The following is a 14,765-nucleotide window of genomic DNA, read 5'->3' on the forward strand; positions in this document are numbered from 1 at the left end:
GCCAGTCAGGCCGCGTGACCGAAACTGTCACCTGATCGTGCAGCAGACCCGACGTTCGGGACCGCGGGGCGGCTGGAACTCGTAAGGCGCACCCAGGGCGTCGCCGGCGGCGGTGCCGAGCAGCACCCCTTCAATGCGGTCGTTCAGTGATGCCATGGCGTCCTCCTCGGATCAGCGCGACTATGTAACCACATTTAACGCGATATCGCGCTAATTATTTCTCACGCTACGCTAGGGCACCGACATGAGCCGCAAAACGCACGTAGACACCAGCGGGAATAGCCTCGAGGACTACCCGCGGCCGTCGGTTGCCGTCGATACCGCGGTACTCGCACTCGATCCCGATCTCGGGCTTGTGGTGCTGGAAGTGCTGCGCCCAGACGGCGAACATTGGGTGCTGCCGGGAACTTTTCTCCACGAACACGAGACGCTCGCGAATGCCGTGGAGCGGTCACTGGCGGATAAGGCCAACGTCCGCGGATTGCGGCCGCGGCAGCTTCACGTGTTCGATGACCCTCACCGCGATGATCGGGGCTGGGTGCTGTCGGTCGCGCACATCGCGGTCGTGCGACTCGACCAACTCGTTGGCCTTACACCAGGTGTCACACGGATGGTGCCGGTCGTCCCCACCGGTCGCCTGTACGGCCACGACGACATCGTCGAGCGCGCGGTAGCAGAGTTGCGCAGCCGCTATCGGGATAACGCGGACCCGGACCGTCTGCTCGGTGACACCTTCACGCTGCGCGAGTTGCGGCACGTGCACGAAGTGGTCTCAGGAAAGCGATTGCAGGCGGACAACTTTCGTCGTGCCATGGAGGGTCTGGTCGTCGGTACTGACGAGCTGGCATCTGGTGGCAGAGGAAGGCCGGCCGAGTTGTTCCGCCGCAGGGCCACTGCCGCCGGGTGACCGGCTGCCGTGGGTTCGGGCAATTGCCATCCCGTCAGGCGGCGAGTACTGGCCTGTGCCAGACCGTCGGGGTGCTGCACGCAGCACTGGACTTTCACCAGCATGCCGGCGACACGGGTTGTCCGGTCTGTGGCGGCGGTCAGCTCGATGCTGATTGGGTGGCACGGACCCGGAGCGCTGTCGCCGAAGCTGAAACCGCACTGGCGGAGTACCGTTCTGCAACAGCAAAACTCAAGTCAGCGCGCCAGACTGCGGCCGGTGTGGTCGGTGGGTTTCGTCAGGTGGCCGCTGTTCCCGCCGTCGAGTTGGCCGGGCTCGAGGACTACAACAAAGCTGCCATCAAGGCCGGCGAGGTGCCGACCGACGATCTGGAACTCGCCGATCATGTGGAATCAGTCCTTGTCGACGCAGCCGGTGCCGCGGACGTATTACGTGAACAGGCCGCTGCCGAGCTGTCCCGGCGCGAGGATGTCTGGGCGCCTGTAGCGGAACAGATCGCGGCCTGGGTGCCCGCCGAGCGGCATGCCCGCGAATCCGACGACCAGCTCAAAGTGCTCACCGCGGCCAAGAAATGCCGGACCGCTGAGGTCGAGCATCTCTGCGGGGTGGTGGCGTCGCTGTTGCCGGCGTGATGGTGGACGGCGATATCGTCAACGGCCGGTTAGTGATCTGGCAACAGGGTTGTGTCCATCACGCGTTTCCAGCCGTCGCGAACCTGTTCGGCCGCAGCGATCAGCGCCGCCTCGGCGTTTGACTTGTCGTCGGATCCGGTCGTGCCGTGATTGCCGAGAATGCTTTGTGCCGCTGAGATTTTGCCGTTCAGGTCGTCGACCGCCTCGTTCAACGCGCTGAATGCGTCTGTCATCGCGATTGTCGCGGCGGCTTCGTCAATCTCGGTCAGCATGGCATCGGTGGCGGCGTCGCCGTTGGCCTCACGTAGGTCTTCGACGGACTGACGGATTGACGATTCGCCGTGCCGGCGCACCACGTCCTCCCAGGTCATGTCTTCCGGTGACGGCATATCGGCTATCGCGTCGAGGAATTCGTCGAACTCGGGTACCTGTCCCTCTGCGCCGATGCGGGTAACCAGACCCGTTGACTCGTCGATGAAGAACTCACCGATCTGCTCGGGATCGCCGCTGTCGTTGGTAACCGCCAGGGTGCCGTGCGCAAGCGCAGGCGACGGCTCCTGCTCGACGACGGGTGCGTCGTCAAGTGCGACTCGCAATTCGCCGGCTCGCAGCAATGGCAGTGGTGATGCAGGCACTGCCATCTGGGCTGCGAGTGAGGCAATGGCGGCACGTACATAGGGAAAGACGGTGACGGCACCGGCTTGTTCGATGAACTCTGCGATGAGCGGTCGCTTGCTGGCTGGCAGTGGAGCTGGGAGGAAGAAGACGGCCTCGCCGTCGGCCAGAAAGCTGCAGTACGCATTGCGCGTCTCGACGCGGCATCGCACGCCGAGCTTTTCGTCCTCCAACCGAACAAAGAAACTCACCGCGGCATCGTCGTCGGTCGAACCGGGTGCATGTAGCTCTTCGGGCGGCAAGCCCAGCGCGTGCGGGTCCGGCGTTGTTTCCCGGCGAGCTACAAGATCGTGAATAACGAAGTGGCGCAGTTCCGCAACATCGACTAGGTCTGCTGCTGTCTCGATTTCGTCAGTCACTCGACGTCCTTACGCGCGAACGTTTCTGCATACGTGCCACGTACCGGCTCTCGGTAACTATGGGTTGCGGTTCGCGAACTGGGCGACTGCGGGTACCGCGGGGCAGGGCCGGGCGATCTGGGGTGAGCGGCGTCGCCGAGAGTCGCGTTTCGTACCCAAGCGCGCGGAGATAACGCGCAACCGCTGCGACCTTCATGTTGCCGTCGCCATTGAGCACCTGAGACACACGGCCCTGTGTCACACCGAGCTTCTCGGCGAGTGCTTTCTGGTCGAGCCCGGAGGCTTCCAGCGCCTGATGCAGGAGTCGCATGACTTGACCGGCTAGGTCAGCGGCGGCCAACCCCTGAGCCCCCGCGTCGGTGGCCTGTTCTTCATCAATCAGCGTCAGATTGTCCTGGTTGGTCATGGGCGAGGTCCTCCTCTCTAACTTGCTGAGATTGCCGAAGATCGTGTTTCGGCGTTCTCTGGCTGACCTTCGTGAATGCATGCCCAACGCGGATCAGGTCGTCGAAGTACGGAATCTGCCAGTACTCGCTGTCGGGTGCTTCAGCTTCCTCGTAACGAAGGATCGGCAGTTTAGCGGTGTATCCGCCTTCGCCGTCGGTATCGAAGAATGTCAGTCGCTTGTCGCCGTGGCGGAACTCCCAAACACCGTTATCGAGGGCCTTGACGGCATCTCGGTAGACCGGCTCGCCTGTGTTGGCCCAGTGCCTCATGGCATTGAGAAACCAGTGGTAGTCGGTGATCTGCTCGTCCTGAGCGTCGGCCGATGTCGGGTGCTCCCATATCCCGCTCTTCAAGGAATCGAGGAACTGCGCGGCGGGCGAACTTCCGTCGGCGCGGACCGCGCAGTCAATCTGATGAAATCGCCCTTTCACAATCGCCCGCCTCAGCACGTTCCCCTCCTTGAGTTTAGTGAATGCTAAACCATGGTGCAAGATCCCCGCGTGAACGGCGCGATGGACTTTTCCCGAGCATGACAGCGCCCACCGACATTTCAGTCAGGCCCAGCTCGCGGTCCACCATCGCACGGCGTGCGTCGATCACCTACCGGCAGCTGGGTGCACCGGAGCTCCCCTAGCGGTGCCGCCCGTCGTCCAGCACTGCCGCTGCGATCGCCTTCATCGGAATGAGCAGATGCAGCGGGTCCACTGGGGACTGTACGTATTCCGCATGGTGCAGGTAGAACTCGCGGGCCGCGTCGTCGCGAGCATGAACCAGCAATGCCGGTGCTGCCACTGACTGTGACAACATCAGAACTCGGAGCATCGCATCCCGCAGTAGCCCCCATCCGAGCCCGCGGCCGTGCCATTGCTGGTCGACCGCTAGCCGGGCCAACAGGTAGCACGGGACGGTTGCTGGTGCGGTCTTGGCGATTGCCGGGGGAGCGGAGTCGCGCTCGTATCCCGCGACCGTGATGGCGTAGTAGCCGACGACTCGTCCTTGGTGCGCAGTGATGTAGGTGGTTGCGTTGTTGGCGCGCTGATTCTGCCAGCTGTACTTTCGGAGCCAGTCATCGAGTTCTGTTGCACCGGAGGAGAAGTGGGTCCGGTCGTGGTGCTTGGCAAGTTTCTCGGGCGGAGCTGGCTTGTGTTCGCTGGTCAACGAGCGTCGGTCACTCGGTCGTCGCGAATGGATTTTCGCGCATCAGCAGCCGTCGCAGTTTTGGCATCGGTTGCAGCGGAGCGTCCAGTAGCGCTTCAAATTCGGCCCACTGGTGATCGTCGGCGACGAACCATCGGCGGTCGGCGAGTACGCGCTCCGCGCTGTCGAGGACACTGGCGAGGATGAAGTCGGTGACGGTGGTGTCGGTGGCCTCTGCGGCCTGCCTGATCAACTGCTGCTGGCGCGCGCTGACTCGGACGTTCAACCGCTGGTCGCGCGCGGTTTTCGCGGTGGCGATATCGACCCTGGGCATGAGAACCTCCGTCAGTTCGTATGTACATGGTACATACAAGTTGAGGGAGTGTGTGGTCGAAAATGCCGACGCATGTCATGTTCGACTAGCGAGCTCGGGTCGCTGATGCAGAGTTGGCGGACCGGTTGTTTCGAACAGCGCCGGCCACCCGCGCCTTCGCAATGCCGCACGGGCCAGGGTGGCTGCTACGGGACTGATCCGATTGTGCTCGGTCCGCGACGTCGCCGCTCCGAGATTGCCTCGCGTCGTGCCGATCAGGGCCAAGCTGTCGGTATACGCCCCGCGCGGTTAGGTCTGCCGCCGGGCCGCCACGGCGATCCGCACTCCGAGATCGTCCAGCTCGCCGAGGCCCGCGTCCGGCGGTGCCAGTTGTCGGTGGTCGGTGTCATTCTGTTCGGCTGCTTGAAATGCGCCGAGAGGAACCGACATGCCGAATCACAACTATCCGACCCCCGCGCCGGGTTGGTACCCAGACCCCAGCGGCCAACCTGGCCAGCGCTACCACGACGGCCGACGCTGGACGGAACACTTCGTCCCCACCGCGCCCGCCGCCCCGGCGCCTGCGGTGGCGGTCGCAGTATCAGCCGGCGGTGGACCCAACCACGCGCTGCACGCCATTCTGACCCTCATGTCCTGCGGGCTGTGGCTACCGATCTGGGTCCTGATGGCGATCTTCGGCGGAGCATCCTCCTCGTCGGTCGCGATTGCCAACGGCGGCAATGGCCTTGGTGCCGTGGCGCGTGCCCCGGGGCGGCGCCCTGCAGTCGGAGTGGCTGCGGTCTTCGGCGGCTTATTCCTGCTGGGCACTGCTCACGAGCACCCGTGGCTGTACGGCGTGCTGATCGCTCTGGCGGTGCTGTCGCTGTTCGCTGCCTGGACGCTCAAATCGGCACAAGCGCGCGACGCTGAACTGCGCAGGGAACAGTTCGAGCGGGACATGATCGCCAACCGTGCCGACCGCGAGGACCGCTTCTACGTCCAAGGCGATCCGCGCGGCACCTATGGCGGCTACATGCCGCCGGCATTCCCGGCGGACACCGGTATTCACGGCGATGGCCGAGATTCTGGGTCTGGCGGGCGATGAGGGTGCAGCCCTCCAGCTAATCAATGATGGCCTGAATTGTCGTACCCCCCTGCGATAATTGACTCATGTCGCAAACGATTCACCACCGCCTGCACGTCCTCGAAGCAGCCGATTGGAAAGACGGCGTCATCACGCTCGAGCCCCAGTCGCCCTACCGGCCGTGGCGTTATGCGTTCGGCGAGTCCCGTCCCGGCGACTGTGTTCTGCTGGTGTTGGGGACAGATCCGATGTCGGTACTGACGGTCCTCGGTCGTATCGATCACGAAGGCGGATTCGGCGGGGCGCTGGTGGATGGCACCTCGCGATACCTGGCCCGCCTCGTGGATTTGACCACATTGGCGATGATGCTCGATCTCAGCGATCCGTTCGAGACGTGGCGCTTCGATGACGACGACGCCGAGTAGCTGATCCTCGCGTTACACGAGAGTCGGGTACGCGGAGGCATCCACTATCGATGGGGACACTCATCGGTGGTCGCGGCACGAAATCTGTTGTCCTTCAATGGTAAATGCGATGGCTGTGGTCAAGAGATCGACTTGACCGATGTTGACGCGCGGGACGAGATCCACGTCTATACCGTCGACCCGCTGCAGCGTCCCGCGGCACCTTCGCCGATCCGGACGTCGAACGGCCCAAGCGGACAGACGTACCGCGGCTGGCTGCGGCATTCAGCAGACGACTGGCCGGCGGTGCTCTGCCGTCGGTGCTGGGACCGGATGTGCAACGGCACCTACCGGTCTTTCATCGATTTTCGGTTCGCCCAGAACCCCGGCTGTCCTCGGTGTGGTGGCCAGCGGACTCAGGTGATTCGCTACGGCATGGTGATGAGCCCGGACGAATGGGCACCGTGGCTCGATATGGGCGGGTGCTGCAGGAAAGACGAGAAATGGCATTGCGAGCCGTGTGGTCATGAATGGTACTGAGGGGGCGGTTCACCGTTCGTTGGGTCGCGACGCACATTGCGGTGTGGGCAGAAACGCCGGGGACCTGATAGATCCCTCGTGATCGCGGTAGCCCCCCCGCGTCCGCGCAACCCGACTTGTCGGTGAGCTGTGTCATTCTGTTCGGCTACCTGGAACGCGGGTAGCGACAGTGAGTGCGAGACAGGTGTGCACCATGTTGATGAGGACGGCCGTGGTGGCTGAATCGGCCCGATTGGTATCCGGCCGTGCGTGCCCAGGGAGTGACGTTCACTCCCGTGCAGACGTGGGTGCCCGATGAGCAGCAAGCGTTCATCTGATGGGTCGAATGCCTTGGGCGGCTTCATCTTCTTCGTCATTCTGCTCGTTGTGATGATCCCCAAACCGGTCTGGATCGCCTTCGGGGTCATCGCCGCCGTCGGTGTTGTGATCTGGGTTGTCTACGCGCTCGTCGCGGCTGCGGACAAGCACCGCATCGAGGCCGAGGAACAGGCCCGCGTCGAACAGGCAGCACGGGCCGCGGCCGCCAAACGTCAACGGGAAGAACAGGTCCGCAAGGAAGAACAACACCGCGTCAATACGCTGGGCAAACAGAACGCCGCGCTTGTGGAATCCGCGCTCAGCGCAGTGAAGCGGATAGCCGCGTCCGAGGCCGCTCGCGCCGGATGGTTGGGGGAGGTCGACTTCAGCGTCGATATCAAAGGGATTACCGACAACTTCACGAAGGCGTACGCCCTGCGCAAGGTGGCGAACACGCTGTCGGCGTTGGACAAGCCAACGAGCGAGGACCGAAACATCTTGGCGGAAGCCAAGAGCACCATCGCAGGTCTGGAAGCCGCTGCGACCGAGCGGGTGGAGCTCATTGGCAAATGTGCCATGGAAGCGCAACGTATCGACAAGTCGTTGCGCACCGAACGTGAGGATGCTCGGGTTGCCGAGCAGCGTGCCGAGCTGCACGCGAAATTGAGCGCCATGCTGTACGGGATCGAGGCCACTCAGGATGTCGGCCCAACGGATTCGGCGGTGGATGCGGTGATGGCGCGGGTGCAGGCCTACCGGGAGATCAAGAACCGGATTCTCGTAGCCCGCGGTGATGGGGCCGCGTAGCCGTAGTCTCGAACCGTCCCGGGCAGTGGGAGCGCTACCGACGGGCGGACGACGCGATCCGCACCCCAAGATCATCGAGTTCGTCCAGGACCAGGCCGGCGCCCCACACTTGGTTCCGCTTGCGCTCCGTCAAGGCCCGGAGCACACCGGCGTCGCGGAGCCGGCCAATCGCGTCGAACACGCTGCTACGGGGAGCGTCGACCAGTGCGATCGCATCATCGGAAGACATGATGGGAGTTCCCGGCAATAGGGCCAGCATCTTGGCGATGGCGCTGCCGGCGCGCATCGGTCCGGTCAATTCCCGCCAAGCGCTTGGGATTTCGCGAAGACGGTCCGCGGTGGTCCGCGACTCGGCGGCAGCGATCCTGGCCGAACGGGTAATCGTGCCGAGCAGGGGAGCGAGCTCGCCTGAGCGGTAGCTGCCCAGGACGTCGAAGTAGTCCTCGCGTCGGGCGACCAAGGCCGACGCGAGTGGCACCACAACGCGAGTCGTTGCCCCCCTGCGTCGCAAAATCGCGTTGATGAGGGCACGGCCGATGCGGCCATTCCCGTCGGTGAACGGGTGGATCGACTCAAACTGCGCATGTGCGACCGCGGCCTGCAACAGTGCCGGCATGTCGTTGCGACGGGTAAAGGCGATGAGGTCGTCCATATACCCGGGCACGGTTTCTGGGGGCGGGGGGATGTAGAGCGCGCCTCGTGGTGAGAAGTCGCTTCCGCCGATCCAGTTCTGCACGGTACGGAGTTGGCCCGCGGACGAGGACTCCAACGGATCGTCGCGCATGAGCGCCGCGTGCGCCGAGGTAATGGAGGACAGCCCGATGTGCTCTGCTGTGCCAACCGTCCCGATCATGTCCTCCAGCGCAGCGGTCGCCGCGGCCATGGCAACAGCAGAGGAGTTCGCACGGACGCCATGCAGTGCGCGGGCGTAATCGTCGACGCTTGCTTGGATCTGCTCGATCTTCGACGACGCTACCGACTCAGTACGAAGCAGCAGCGTGTTCAACGCGGAGAGATCATCAGCGTGACTGCTATCGAGTTTGGTGATCTCGGAGGTGGCCGCCTCCAGATCGGCTGCGGTCTCGGAGTCGAGGGCTACGGTTCGATCCGCAATGAGCGGAGGTAGCGAGACTGTGATCGAGCGGAGCGTCCGATCCTCTCGCGTACCACTGCGGTGCGTTTGTGCCCACGGGCGCGCTTCTTGGTCATGCGGTGGCCACGGTGTCGCTGGCTCCATGCGTCTCCTAACTCGGACTAACTGTATCACTAATCCGAGTTATGGATAAGAAGTCGGATTATTGACCAGGTTGGTCCGGGCGCACACCACGCCGCAACGCCGCGCGTGCGAGTGTGGCGGCCATCGGACTGATCCGGTTGCGCTCGCCTCGCGACGCCGGGCGGTCGGCATGACGAGGATTTCGAGAGTTGCCTAGACGTGCGTCGGCCGGGTGAAGAACGCCACCAGCTCCACCGGTGACGGCTCGCTGTCGAGCAGCTCGATCAGTTCGTCGACGTGGTGCGGCTGCACCTCGATGACGGCCCCGACGAGTTCCAGACCGTCGCCGACCGGAAGCGCTCGGCCACACAGGAACTGGCCAACTCTCAGCTGTGCGCCGAGCGCGCCACGGCCCAGCTCCAGCGCGACTTTGCGCCGCAGATCGTGAACGGTCACATGATCGTCGATGCTGTCGACGGCGTACACCGATCGCTCTTCGTCTACCCAGGCTTCCAGCAGTTCGCGCTCGTCGTCCGGCAACAGCACCCCACGTTGCTCCAGGAACTCCGCGAACCCGCCGCCTTCGACCAACACGCTGTCCATGACAAGGGGGTCGGACCTCAGCTTCTCGGCCAGCTCCTCGTCGTGGCCGGCGGGCAGTGCGCGGATCAGCCGCACCGCGGCCAGCAGCTCCTCCCAGTCGGCGGTGAGCACGTGCTGAGCAGCCTTGGCGTACAACCAATCTGAACGTTCCGGCAGCGACTTCCCTTCGCGCCCCAAGTGGCACTTCTTGTACTTGCGGCCGGACCCGCACCAGCAGGCATCGTTGCGCCCGATGTCCGTGCGCGGCGCTGCGACGTAGCCTTGCAGCAACCGGACCAGATAATCGTCGGGATCAGCGCCGGCACGCCGTAGCAGCGACAGCCCACGTTCGGCCTGCCCGCGGTCGGAGGCGAACCGGGCCAAGTCGAACAGTGCCAGTGTGCAGTTCGGATCCATCGTCTCGATGGCCAACAGCTCGCGTTCGGCCTCCTCGACATCGCCGAGCCGCTCCAACGCCGCCGCGCCCAGCCACCGGCAATTCGCCTGGGCCGCACGCGGCACGTACTGCAACAGCGTGTCCGCCAGCATTCCCAGCGCGGCTGCACCGATGCGCCCAGACTCGGTCGCCTCGCGAAACAGCACTTCCGCGAGCACCGGGTCGGCGAGCTTGGCACCGAACTCGGTGTAGGCCCCGGTGAAGACTTCCGCCGTCTCGGTGTCATCGTCGTCGGTCTCGAATTCGGCGCCGGTGTCATCGAGGTCCGGATCTTCAAGCGCTAGCTGGAGCGAGCTGTGGACCAGCAACAGCGAGCTGACGGCCAGCGCATCGTCGGCCGAGAGTTCGTACTCGTCCGCCAGTGCACGGAGTTCCGAATCGAAACGCCAAGCCCCGAAATCGAATTCGCCCAATGCGACCAGGTGTTCGTCGCGCGTCATCCCGGCCGCGTCGATGATGTCGCTCAATGGCGCCAACGGTTCGGTGAACAACGTCGGGTCCTGACTGCAGGCGGCCCACGTCACCGATTCGACCTCGTGGGGATCGTCGGGCTCGAGCACTGCCGCCATCAGGGCGCCGGCGTTCGACTCCGCGACAGCGTCGACCTTCTCGACCGTCAACCCGTCCACGGTGGCGCGGACGCCGACCAGGTCGCCCTCGGACACGCCGAGGGTATGCAGCGTCCCGACAGTCAGGATCAGCACACCGAACTGGTCGCCGCCGTCGTAGGTGATGCGGCCGGCCTCGATCAGGTCGTCGCGGTTGTGCGTGACGCGGGGTGCCAGCGGGTCCGCACTGGCGGCCAGATTCGGGCTGCCGGACCACGCCACCGCTTCCAGGTCGGGCGTGACCGTCAGCACGTCGTCCGCGATCTCACCGGCGCTGAGCCGGTGGGTGAACACCTTGCCGGCCAGCAGCGCGGGTAACCAGACGGTGCGCTCGTCGGGGAGAAAGCCTTGCGGTGCGTCGTAGGCGGAGCTGAACTCGTCCAGGACCGACTCCGGATCAGCGACGCCGGCGGCCTGGAGCTTCTGCACGATGTCGTCGTCGCTGAGCGGGCCGTGCTCGGTCAACAGCTTCACCACGGGATGCGTCGCGTCGAGGGGTTGTGGCATACCCGAACGATAGTGCCGCTGTGCCACGATGACGCCATGCCCTCCACTGATTGGTTTGAGCGCCTAACCGGCTTCGCTGAATCCGACTACGACAGCACCCGGTCGCGACTGAGTGTCGACGGGAACCAGCTCGTCTCGTCGGTGAACGGCGCGCGGTACGTCATCGGGACGCTGCGGACTCCGAGCCTGGCTGAGTTGCGCACGACGGTCGCGATTCCGGACCGCGGCCGCACCACCGTCACCTGCACGGTCGGCGACGTCGGCGCGATGCATAACGAGCCGGAGTTCGAGGGCGCGCTGTTCCAGGTGGCGTCGCAGTTCAACCTGCTGGAGATGACGCACTACACCGTCACTCCCGAGGATGGGGTGACCCGCTACGCCCACGACCACACGCAAGGCCCTGCGTGTGCGCTCGCGGCTGGTGCCGGGGCCATCTACCGAAACTACTTTGCTCCCGTGAACGGAGTGCGGGGGCAGACCGCCGAGCGTCAGTTGAACATGCTTGAGCGAATGGGGCTTTCGCTGTCCGAGCACCTCGGTGTCCCCGTGTTGTCGCTGTGGCGCATGGAAAACGGGTACGCGCTGTGCACCGCGGACGGGCTGACTGCGATCGCTGACGCGCTTGTCTCGCCGGAGACGCGCGATGCTCTTGCGGGGGAGCTGGCCATCGGCCTGCATCTCGGCGTGGAGGTGACGGCGACACCGCGTAAGCCGGGGCAGGTCGTCTCTCAGGCGTATTGCTCGGCGCTTCCCGTCGCCTATTCGAATGTGCCGCGACGGCACTGGGAGGCATTCGCGCGATTAGTTCTGGAATCCGCTTATGAGGCAACCTTTTTGGCGGCTGTCGAGGCGGCAGCCAACGGCGGATCGAACATTGTCCTGTTGACCCGGTTGGGCGGGGGAGTGTTCGGCAATGACGACGAGTGGATCGACACCGCCATCCTCAAGGCGCTGAAGATCGTGGAACCTGCCGGCCTCGACGTTCGGCTGGTGAGCTATGGCGGCGTCCACCCGAATATGCGTGCCATAGCTGAGCGCTGGGTCGCGTAACTCGGCGCGGATGGCTGCTGGGTTGCTCAGGCGAGACGGGTTGTCCTGGACTTGGATGTCGGTCAGTTCGTCTGGATCGACCAGACCAATCCAACCCGTGTCCTCTGAACCAGCCGTTAGGGAGTATCCGGCGAGCTTGGCCAGTCTTGCGGCTCTTGAGAAACAGACATACCCGGTCTTCCGTGCCAGCTACAGCTTCGATAGCACTGATTCGGGCATGCCGGCGAGCAACTGGGCGTCCAGTTCGTCGTAAGTCAAAGGCAGTAAATGATTTTCGGGCTGTACACCGCCCCTGCGCAAGATGAAGTACTTGCTGGGGTCCGACTTCAGCTGGAATTTGGACACGAATTTCCCGAGTGATGTCTGCTGGACGCGCGGGTCCAGTCCGGCGTCCTGCCACGCCCACATGGTCGGGTCCAGTCGACTTGACATTCGGAGGTAGTCGCCGATGTGCCAGAGGATGTATTTCCCGGCATCATCGGCGTCAGTGAAGAATCCCGATAAGCCCTCGCTAGGTGCGTTCCGGCGCTCAGCGGTAGCGGTCAGGACGTTGAACCCTCCGTCGTGTCAGCGGCACGTGAATTCTGACCCCGGCGCGGCAACTGAATTTTGACCCCCTGGTCCGGTGGCCTGGCTCTAGTCGAGCCAGGAGGGCCAGAAGGGAATGTTGTCTGTGGAAGATTGGGCGGAGATTCGCCGTTTGCACCGGGCTGAGGGGTTACCGATCAAGGTGATCGCTCGGGTGCTGGGCATCTCGAAGAACACTGTCAAAGCGGCGCTGGCTTCTGATACGCCGCCGAAATATGAACGGCCGCTGCGGGGTTCGGTGGTCGATGAGGTCGAGCCGCGGATTCGCGAATTGTTGCAGGCCTATCCGCGGATGCCGGCGACGGTGATCGCCGAGCGGATCGGTTGGACCCGGTCTATCCGGGTTTTGTCGTCGCGGGTGGCCGAGTTGCGGCCGGTGTATCTGCCACCGGACCCGGCCTCGCGGACCGCCTATGTGGCCGGGGAGATCGCGCAGTGCGATCTGTGGTTCCCCGAGGTGTCGATACCGGTCGGGTTCGGCCAAACCCGCACCGCGGCCCGGTTGCCGGTGCTGACGATGATCAGTGCGTACTCGCGATGGCTGATGGCCATCTTGATCCCGACTCGGCGTTCTGAGGATCTGTTCGCCGGCTGGTGGGAGCTGATCTGCCGACTCGGGGCGGTGCCGCGAGCGCTGGTCTGGGACGGCGAAGGCGCGATCGGCCGGTGGCGGGGCGGACGGGTCGAGCTGACCAAAGAATGCCAAGCGTTCCGCGGGGTACTGGCCACCAAGGTCATTGTCTGCAAGCCCGCCGACCCGGAAGCCAAAGGCCTGATCGAGCGGTCCCACGACTATCTGGAGCGCTCGTTTCTGCCCGGGCGGACCTTCGCTTCTCCGGCCGATTTCAACACCCAGATGACCGACTGGCTGGCGGTGGTGAACACCCGCACCCGCCGCGCTCTGGGGTGCGCACCGACCGAGCGGATCGACGCGGACCGAGCAGCGATGCTGGGGCTGCCACCGGTGGCCCCGGCTACCGGCTGGTCCTCATCGTTGCGGCTGCCGCGCGATCATTACGTCCGCTTGGACGGCAACGACTATTCGGTGCACCCTGCCGCGGTGGGGCGTCGGGTGCTGGTGCGCGCGGATCTGGATCGGGTGCAGGCGTTCTGCGATGGGCAGACCGTCGCTGAACACACCCGTATCTGGGCCACCCACCAAACGATTTCCGATCCAGGGCATGTGGAGGCGGCAAAGATATTGCGGCACAGACGAACCCAAATCTCACCACCGCCGATGGAGTCAGAGGTGCCGGTGCGGGACCTGTCGTCCTACGACGCGGCGTTCGGCGTCGATCTCGATGGCGGGGCCGCTTGATGGCCACCACCCACAACGCCGGCCCCGGCCGGGACGTGACCGCCGAACTGGCCTACCTGACGCGGGCCTTGAAGGCACCCACGCTGCGGGATTCGATCACGCGACTGGCCGATCGGGCCCGGACCGAGAACTGGACGCACGAGGAGTACCTGGCCGCGTGCCTGCAACGTGAAGTCTCGGCGCGCGAATCCCACGGCGGCGAAGGGCGCATCCGCGCCGCCCGGTTCCCCGCACGAAAGTCGTTGGAGGAGTTCGACTTCGATCATGCGCGCGGACTCAAGCGCGACACCATCGCGCACCTGGGCACCCTGGACTTCGTCACGGCCCGCGACAACGTCGTGTTCCTGGGCCCGCCCGGTACCGGCAAGACCCATCTGGCGATCGGACTGGCGATCCGGGCCTGCCAGGCCGGGCACCGGGTCCTGTTCGCCACCGCCGCCGAATGGGTGGCACGACTGGCCGAAGCCCACCAGGGCGGGCGCATCCAGCACGAGCTGACCCGACTGGGCCGCTACCCGCTCATCGTCGTCGACGAGGTCGGCTACATCCCGTTCGAACCCGAGGCCGCCAACCTGTTCTTCCAACTGGTCTCCAGCCGCTACGAACGCGCCAGCCTGATCGTCACCTCCAACAAAGCCTTTGGCCGCTGGGGTGAAGTATTCGGCGACGACGTCGTCGCCGCAGCCATGATCGACCGCCTCGTGCACCACGCCGAAGTCATCACCCTCAAAGGAGACAGCTACCGACTCAAAGACCGAAACCTGGGCCGCACACCTACCGCGGCCACCACCACCGAGGAATAATCACCAACCACACCGGCAGGGGGTCAGTTTTCAC

19 protein-coding genes are annotated in these 14,765 nt (G+C 64.5%); 9 read left to right on the plus strand and 10 right to left on the minus strand.

Features of this window, described 5'->3' with window-relative positions:
* Positions 1–27: 27 nt before the first annotated feature.
* The gene (locus EB75_RS28950) at positions 28–156 is read right to left on the minus strand and encodes an ADP-ribosylglycohydrolase family protein (RefSeq protein ID WP_286150273.1); all 129 of its coding nucleotides are present in this window, start codon (positions 154–156) and stop codon (positions 28–30) included.
* An 88-nt stretch (positions 157–244) separates the two neighbouring features.
* On the opposite strand from EB75_RS28950, the gene EB75_RS20910 reads away from it, so the two are divergent.
* Positions 245–907, plus strand: a complete 663-nt coding sequence (locus EB75_RS20910) for an NUDIX hydrolase (protein WP_073697190.1) — start codon at positions 245–247, stop codon at positions 905–907.
* Positions 908–1,188: 281 nt separating this feature from the next.
* Entirely contained in the window at positions 1,189–1,539 is a 351-nt protein-coding gene (locus tag EB75_RS28955) for a hypothetical protein (protein ID WP_142239739.1), read from the plus strand.
* Positions 1,540–1,568: 29 nt separating this feature from the next.
* Here the strand turns inward: EB75_RS28955 and EB75_RS20920 are convergent, their stop codons facing one another.
* The 6 genes from EB75_RS20920 to EB75_RS29380 all read right to left on the minus strand — a co-directional run bounded on the left by EB75_RS20920 (position 1,569) and on the right by EB75_RS29380 (position 4,920).
* A complete protein-coding gene (locus EB75_RS20920) occupies positions 1,569–2,573 on the minus strand; it encodes a hypothetical protein (RefSeq protein WP_073697192.1) in 1,005 nt (334 codons plus the stop codon).
* Positions 2,566–2,979: a helix-turn-helix domain-containing protein gene (locus EB75_RS20925; protein WP_073697193.1), complete on the minus strand. Its 414-nt coding sequence runs from the start codon at positions 2,977–2,979 to the stop codon at positions 2,566–2,568. The genes EB75_RS20920 and EB75_RS20925 overlap by 8 nt, the downstream gene beginning before the upstream one ends.
* Positions 2,948–3,469 (minus strand): hypothetical protein, encoded by a 522-nt coding sequence (locus EB75_RS28960; protein WP_073697194.1) that lies wholly within the window; start codon positions 3,467–3,469, stop codon positions 2,948–2,950. The genes EB75_RS20925 and EB75_RS28960 overlap by 32 nt, the downstream gene beginning before the upstream one ends.
* A gap of 181 nt (positions 3,470–3,650) precedes the next feature.
* Positions 3,651–4,178: a GNAT family N-acetyltransferase gene (locus EB75_RS20935; protein ID WP_073697195.1), complete on the minus strand. Its 528-nt coding sequence runs from the start codon at positions 4,176–4,178 to the stop codon at positions 3,651–3,653.
* A gap of 10 nt (positions 4,179–4,188) precedes the next feature.
* A complete protein-coding gene (locus EB75_RS20940; protein WP_073697196.1) occupies positions 4,189–4,491 on the minus strand; it encodes a type II toxin-antitoxin system TacA family antitoxin in 303 nt (100 codons plus the stop codon).
* Between the two features lie 288 nt (positions 4,492–4,779).
* Complete coding sequence (locus tag EB75_RS29380; protein WP_166428199.1) at positions 4,780–4,920, minus strand: hypothetical protein; 141 nt, start codon at positions 4,918–4,920, stop codon at positions 4,780–4,782.
* Here EB75_RS29380 and EB75_RS20945 point away from each other — a divergent pair.
* The 4 genes from EB75_RS20945 (at position 4,919) to EB75_RS20960 (ending at position 7,602) form a co-directional block, all read left to right on the plus strand.
* Positions 4,919–5,575, plus strand: a complete 657-nt coding sequence (locus tag EB75_RS20945) for a DUF2510 domain-containing protein (RefSeq protein WP_073697197.1) — start codon at positions 4,919–4,921, stop codon at positions 5,573–5,575. The two genes, EB75_RS29380 and EB75_RS20945, sit on opposite strands and share 2 nt — an antisense overlap.
* A 65-nt stretch (positions 5,576–5,640) precedes the next feature.
* On the plus strand, positions 5,641–5,979 hold the full coding sequence (locus EB75_RS20950; protein ID WP_073697198.1) for a hypothetical protein: 339 nt from the start codon (positions 5,641–5,643) through the stop codon (positions 5,977–5,979).
* Between the two features lie 66 nt (positions 5,980–6,045).
* Positions 6,046–6,498, plus strand: a complete 453-nt coding sequence (locus EB75_RS30055) for a hypothetical protein (RefSeq protein ID WP_286150274.1) — start codon at positions 6,046–6,048, stop codon at positions 6,496–6,498.
* A 294-nt stretch (positions 6,499–6,792) separates the two neighbouring features.
* Positions 6,793–7,602: a hypothetical protein gene (locus EB75_RS20960; RefSeq protein ID WP_073697199.1), complete on the plus strand. Its 810-nt coding sequence runs from the start codon at positions 6,793–6,795 to the stop codon at positions 7,600–7,602.
* Positions 7,603–7,636: 34 nt separating this feature from the next.
* On the opposite strand, the gene EB75_RS20965 is transcribed toward EB75_RS20960, so the two are convergent.
* The gene (locus EB75_RS20965) at positions 7,637–8,839 is read right to left on the minus strand and encodes a Fic family protein (RefSeq protein ID WP_073697200.1); all 1,203 of its coding nucleotides are present in this window, start codon (positions 8,837–8,839) and stop codon (positions 7,637–7,639) included.
* Positions 8,840–9,031: 192 nt separating this feature from the next.
* Positions 9,032–10,972, minus strand: a complete 1,941-nt coding sequence (locus EB75_RS20970) for an SEC-C metal-binding domain-containing protein (protein WP_073697201.1) — start codon at positions 10,970–10,972, stop codon at positions 9,032–9,034.
* 36 nt (positions 10,973–11,008) lie between these two features.
* On the opposite strand from EB75_RS20970, the gene EB75_RS20975 reads away from it, so the two are divergent.
* On the plus strand, positions 11,009–12,022 hold the full coding sequence (locus EB75_RS20975) for a hypothetical protein (RefSeq protein ID WP_073697269.1): 1,014 nt from the start codon (positions 11,009–11,011) through the stop codon (positions 12,020–12,022).
* Positions 12,023–12,211: 189 nt separating this feature from the next.
* Here the strand turns inward: EB75_RS20975 and EB75_RS20980 are convergent, their stop codons facing one another.
* Positions 12,212–12,454: a hypothetical protein gene (locus EB75_RS20980; protein ID WP_142239740.1), complete on the minus strand. Its 243-nt coding sequence runs from the start codon at positions 12,452–12,454 to the stop codon at positions 12,212–12,214.
* Positions 12,455–12,686: 232 nt separating this feature from the next.
* Here EB75_RS20980 and istA point away from each other — a divergent pair, with 232 nt between their 5' ends.
* A complete protein-coding gene (gene istA, locus EB75_RS20985; RefSeq protein ID WP_073697203.1) occupies positions 12,687–13,928 on the plus strand; it encodes an IS21 family transposase in 1,242 nt (413 codons plus the stop codon).
* Positions 13,928–14,731: an IS21-like element helper ATPase IstB gene (gene istB / locus EB75_RS20990; RefSeq protein ID WP_073697204.1), complete on the plus strand. Its 804-nt coding sequence runs from the start codon at positions 13,928–13,930 to the stop codon at positions 14,729–14,731. The genes istA and istB overlap by 1 nt, the downstream gene beginning before the upstream one ends.
* Positions 14,732–14,765 lie beyond the last annotated feature (34 nt).

It is taken from the genome of Mycobacterium sp. ST-F2 (assembly GCF_001905655.1).
Classification (GTDB): Bacteria; Actinomycetota; Actinomycetes; order Mycobacteriales; family Mycobacteriaceae; genus Mycobacterium.

Bases quoted from the DNA above. Each gene is read 5' to 3' on its own strand.
- EB75_RS28950 (WP_286150273.1), bottom strand. From the start codon at position 156: ATGGCATCACTGAACGACCGCATTGAAGGGGTGCTGCTCGGCACCGCC.
- EB75_RS20910 (WP_073697190.1), top strand. From the start codon at position 245: ATGAGCCGCAAAACGCACGTAGACACCAGCGGGAATAGCCTCGAGGAC.
- EB75_RS20925 (WP_073697193.1), bottom strand. From the start codon at position 2,979: ATGACCAACCAGGACAATCTGACGCTGATTGATGAAGAACAGGCCACC.
- EB75_RS20940 (WP_073697196.1), bottom strand. From the start codon at position 4,491: ATGCCCAGGGTCGATATCGCCACCGCGAAAACCGCGCGCGACCAGCGG.
- EB75_RS20945 (WP_073697197.1), top strand. From the start codon at position 4,919: ATGCCGAATCACAACTATCCGACCCCCGCGCCGGGTTGGTACCCAGAC.
- EB75_RS29380 (WP_166428199.1), bottom strand. From the start codon at position 4,920: ATGTCGGTTCCTCTCGGCGCATTTCAAGCAGCCGAACAGAATGACACC.
- EB75_RS20950 (WP_073697198.1), top strand. From the start codon at position 5,641: ATGTCGCAAACGATTCACCACCGCCTGCACGTCCTCGAAGCAGCCGAT.
- EB75_RS20960 (WP_073697199.1), top strand. From the start codon at position 6,793: ATGAGCAGCAAGCGTTCATCTGATGGGTCGAATGCCTTGGGCGGCTTC.
- EB75_RS20965 (WP_073697200.1), bottom strand. From the start codon at position 8,839: ATGGAGCCAGCGACACCGTGGCCACCGCATGACCAAGAAGCGCGCCCG.
- EB75_RS20970 (WP_073697201.1), bottom strand. From the start codon at position 10,972: ATGCCACAACCCCTCGACGCGACGCATCCCGTGGTGAAGCTGTTGACC.
- EB75_RS20975 (WP_073697269.1), top strand. From the start codon at position 11,009: ATGCCCTCCACTGATTGGTTTGAGCGCCTAACCGGCTTCGCTGAATCC.
- EB75_RS20980 (WP_142239740.1), bottom strand. From the start codon at position 12,454: ATGTCAAGTCGACTGGACCCGACCATGTGGGCGTGGCAGGACGCCGGA.
- istA (WP_073697203.1), top strand. From the start codon at position 12,687: ATGTTGTCTGTGGAAGATTGGGCGGAGATTCGCCGTTTGCACCGGGCT.
- istB (WP_073697204.1), top strand. From the start codon at position 13,928: ATGGCCACCACCCACAACGCCGGCCCCGGCCGGGACGTGACCGCCGAA.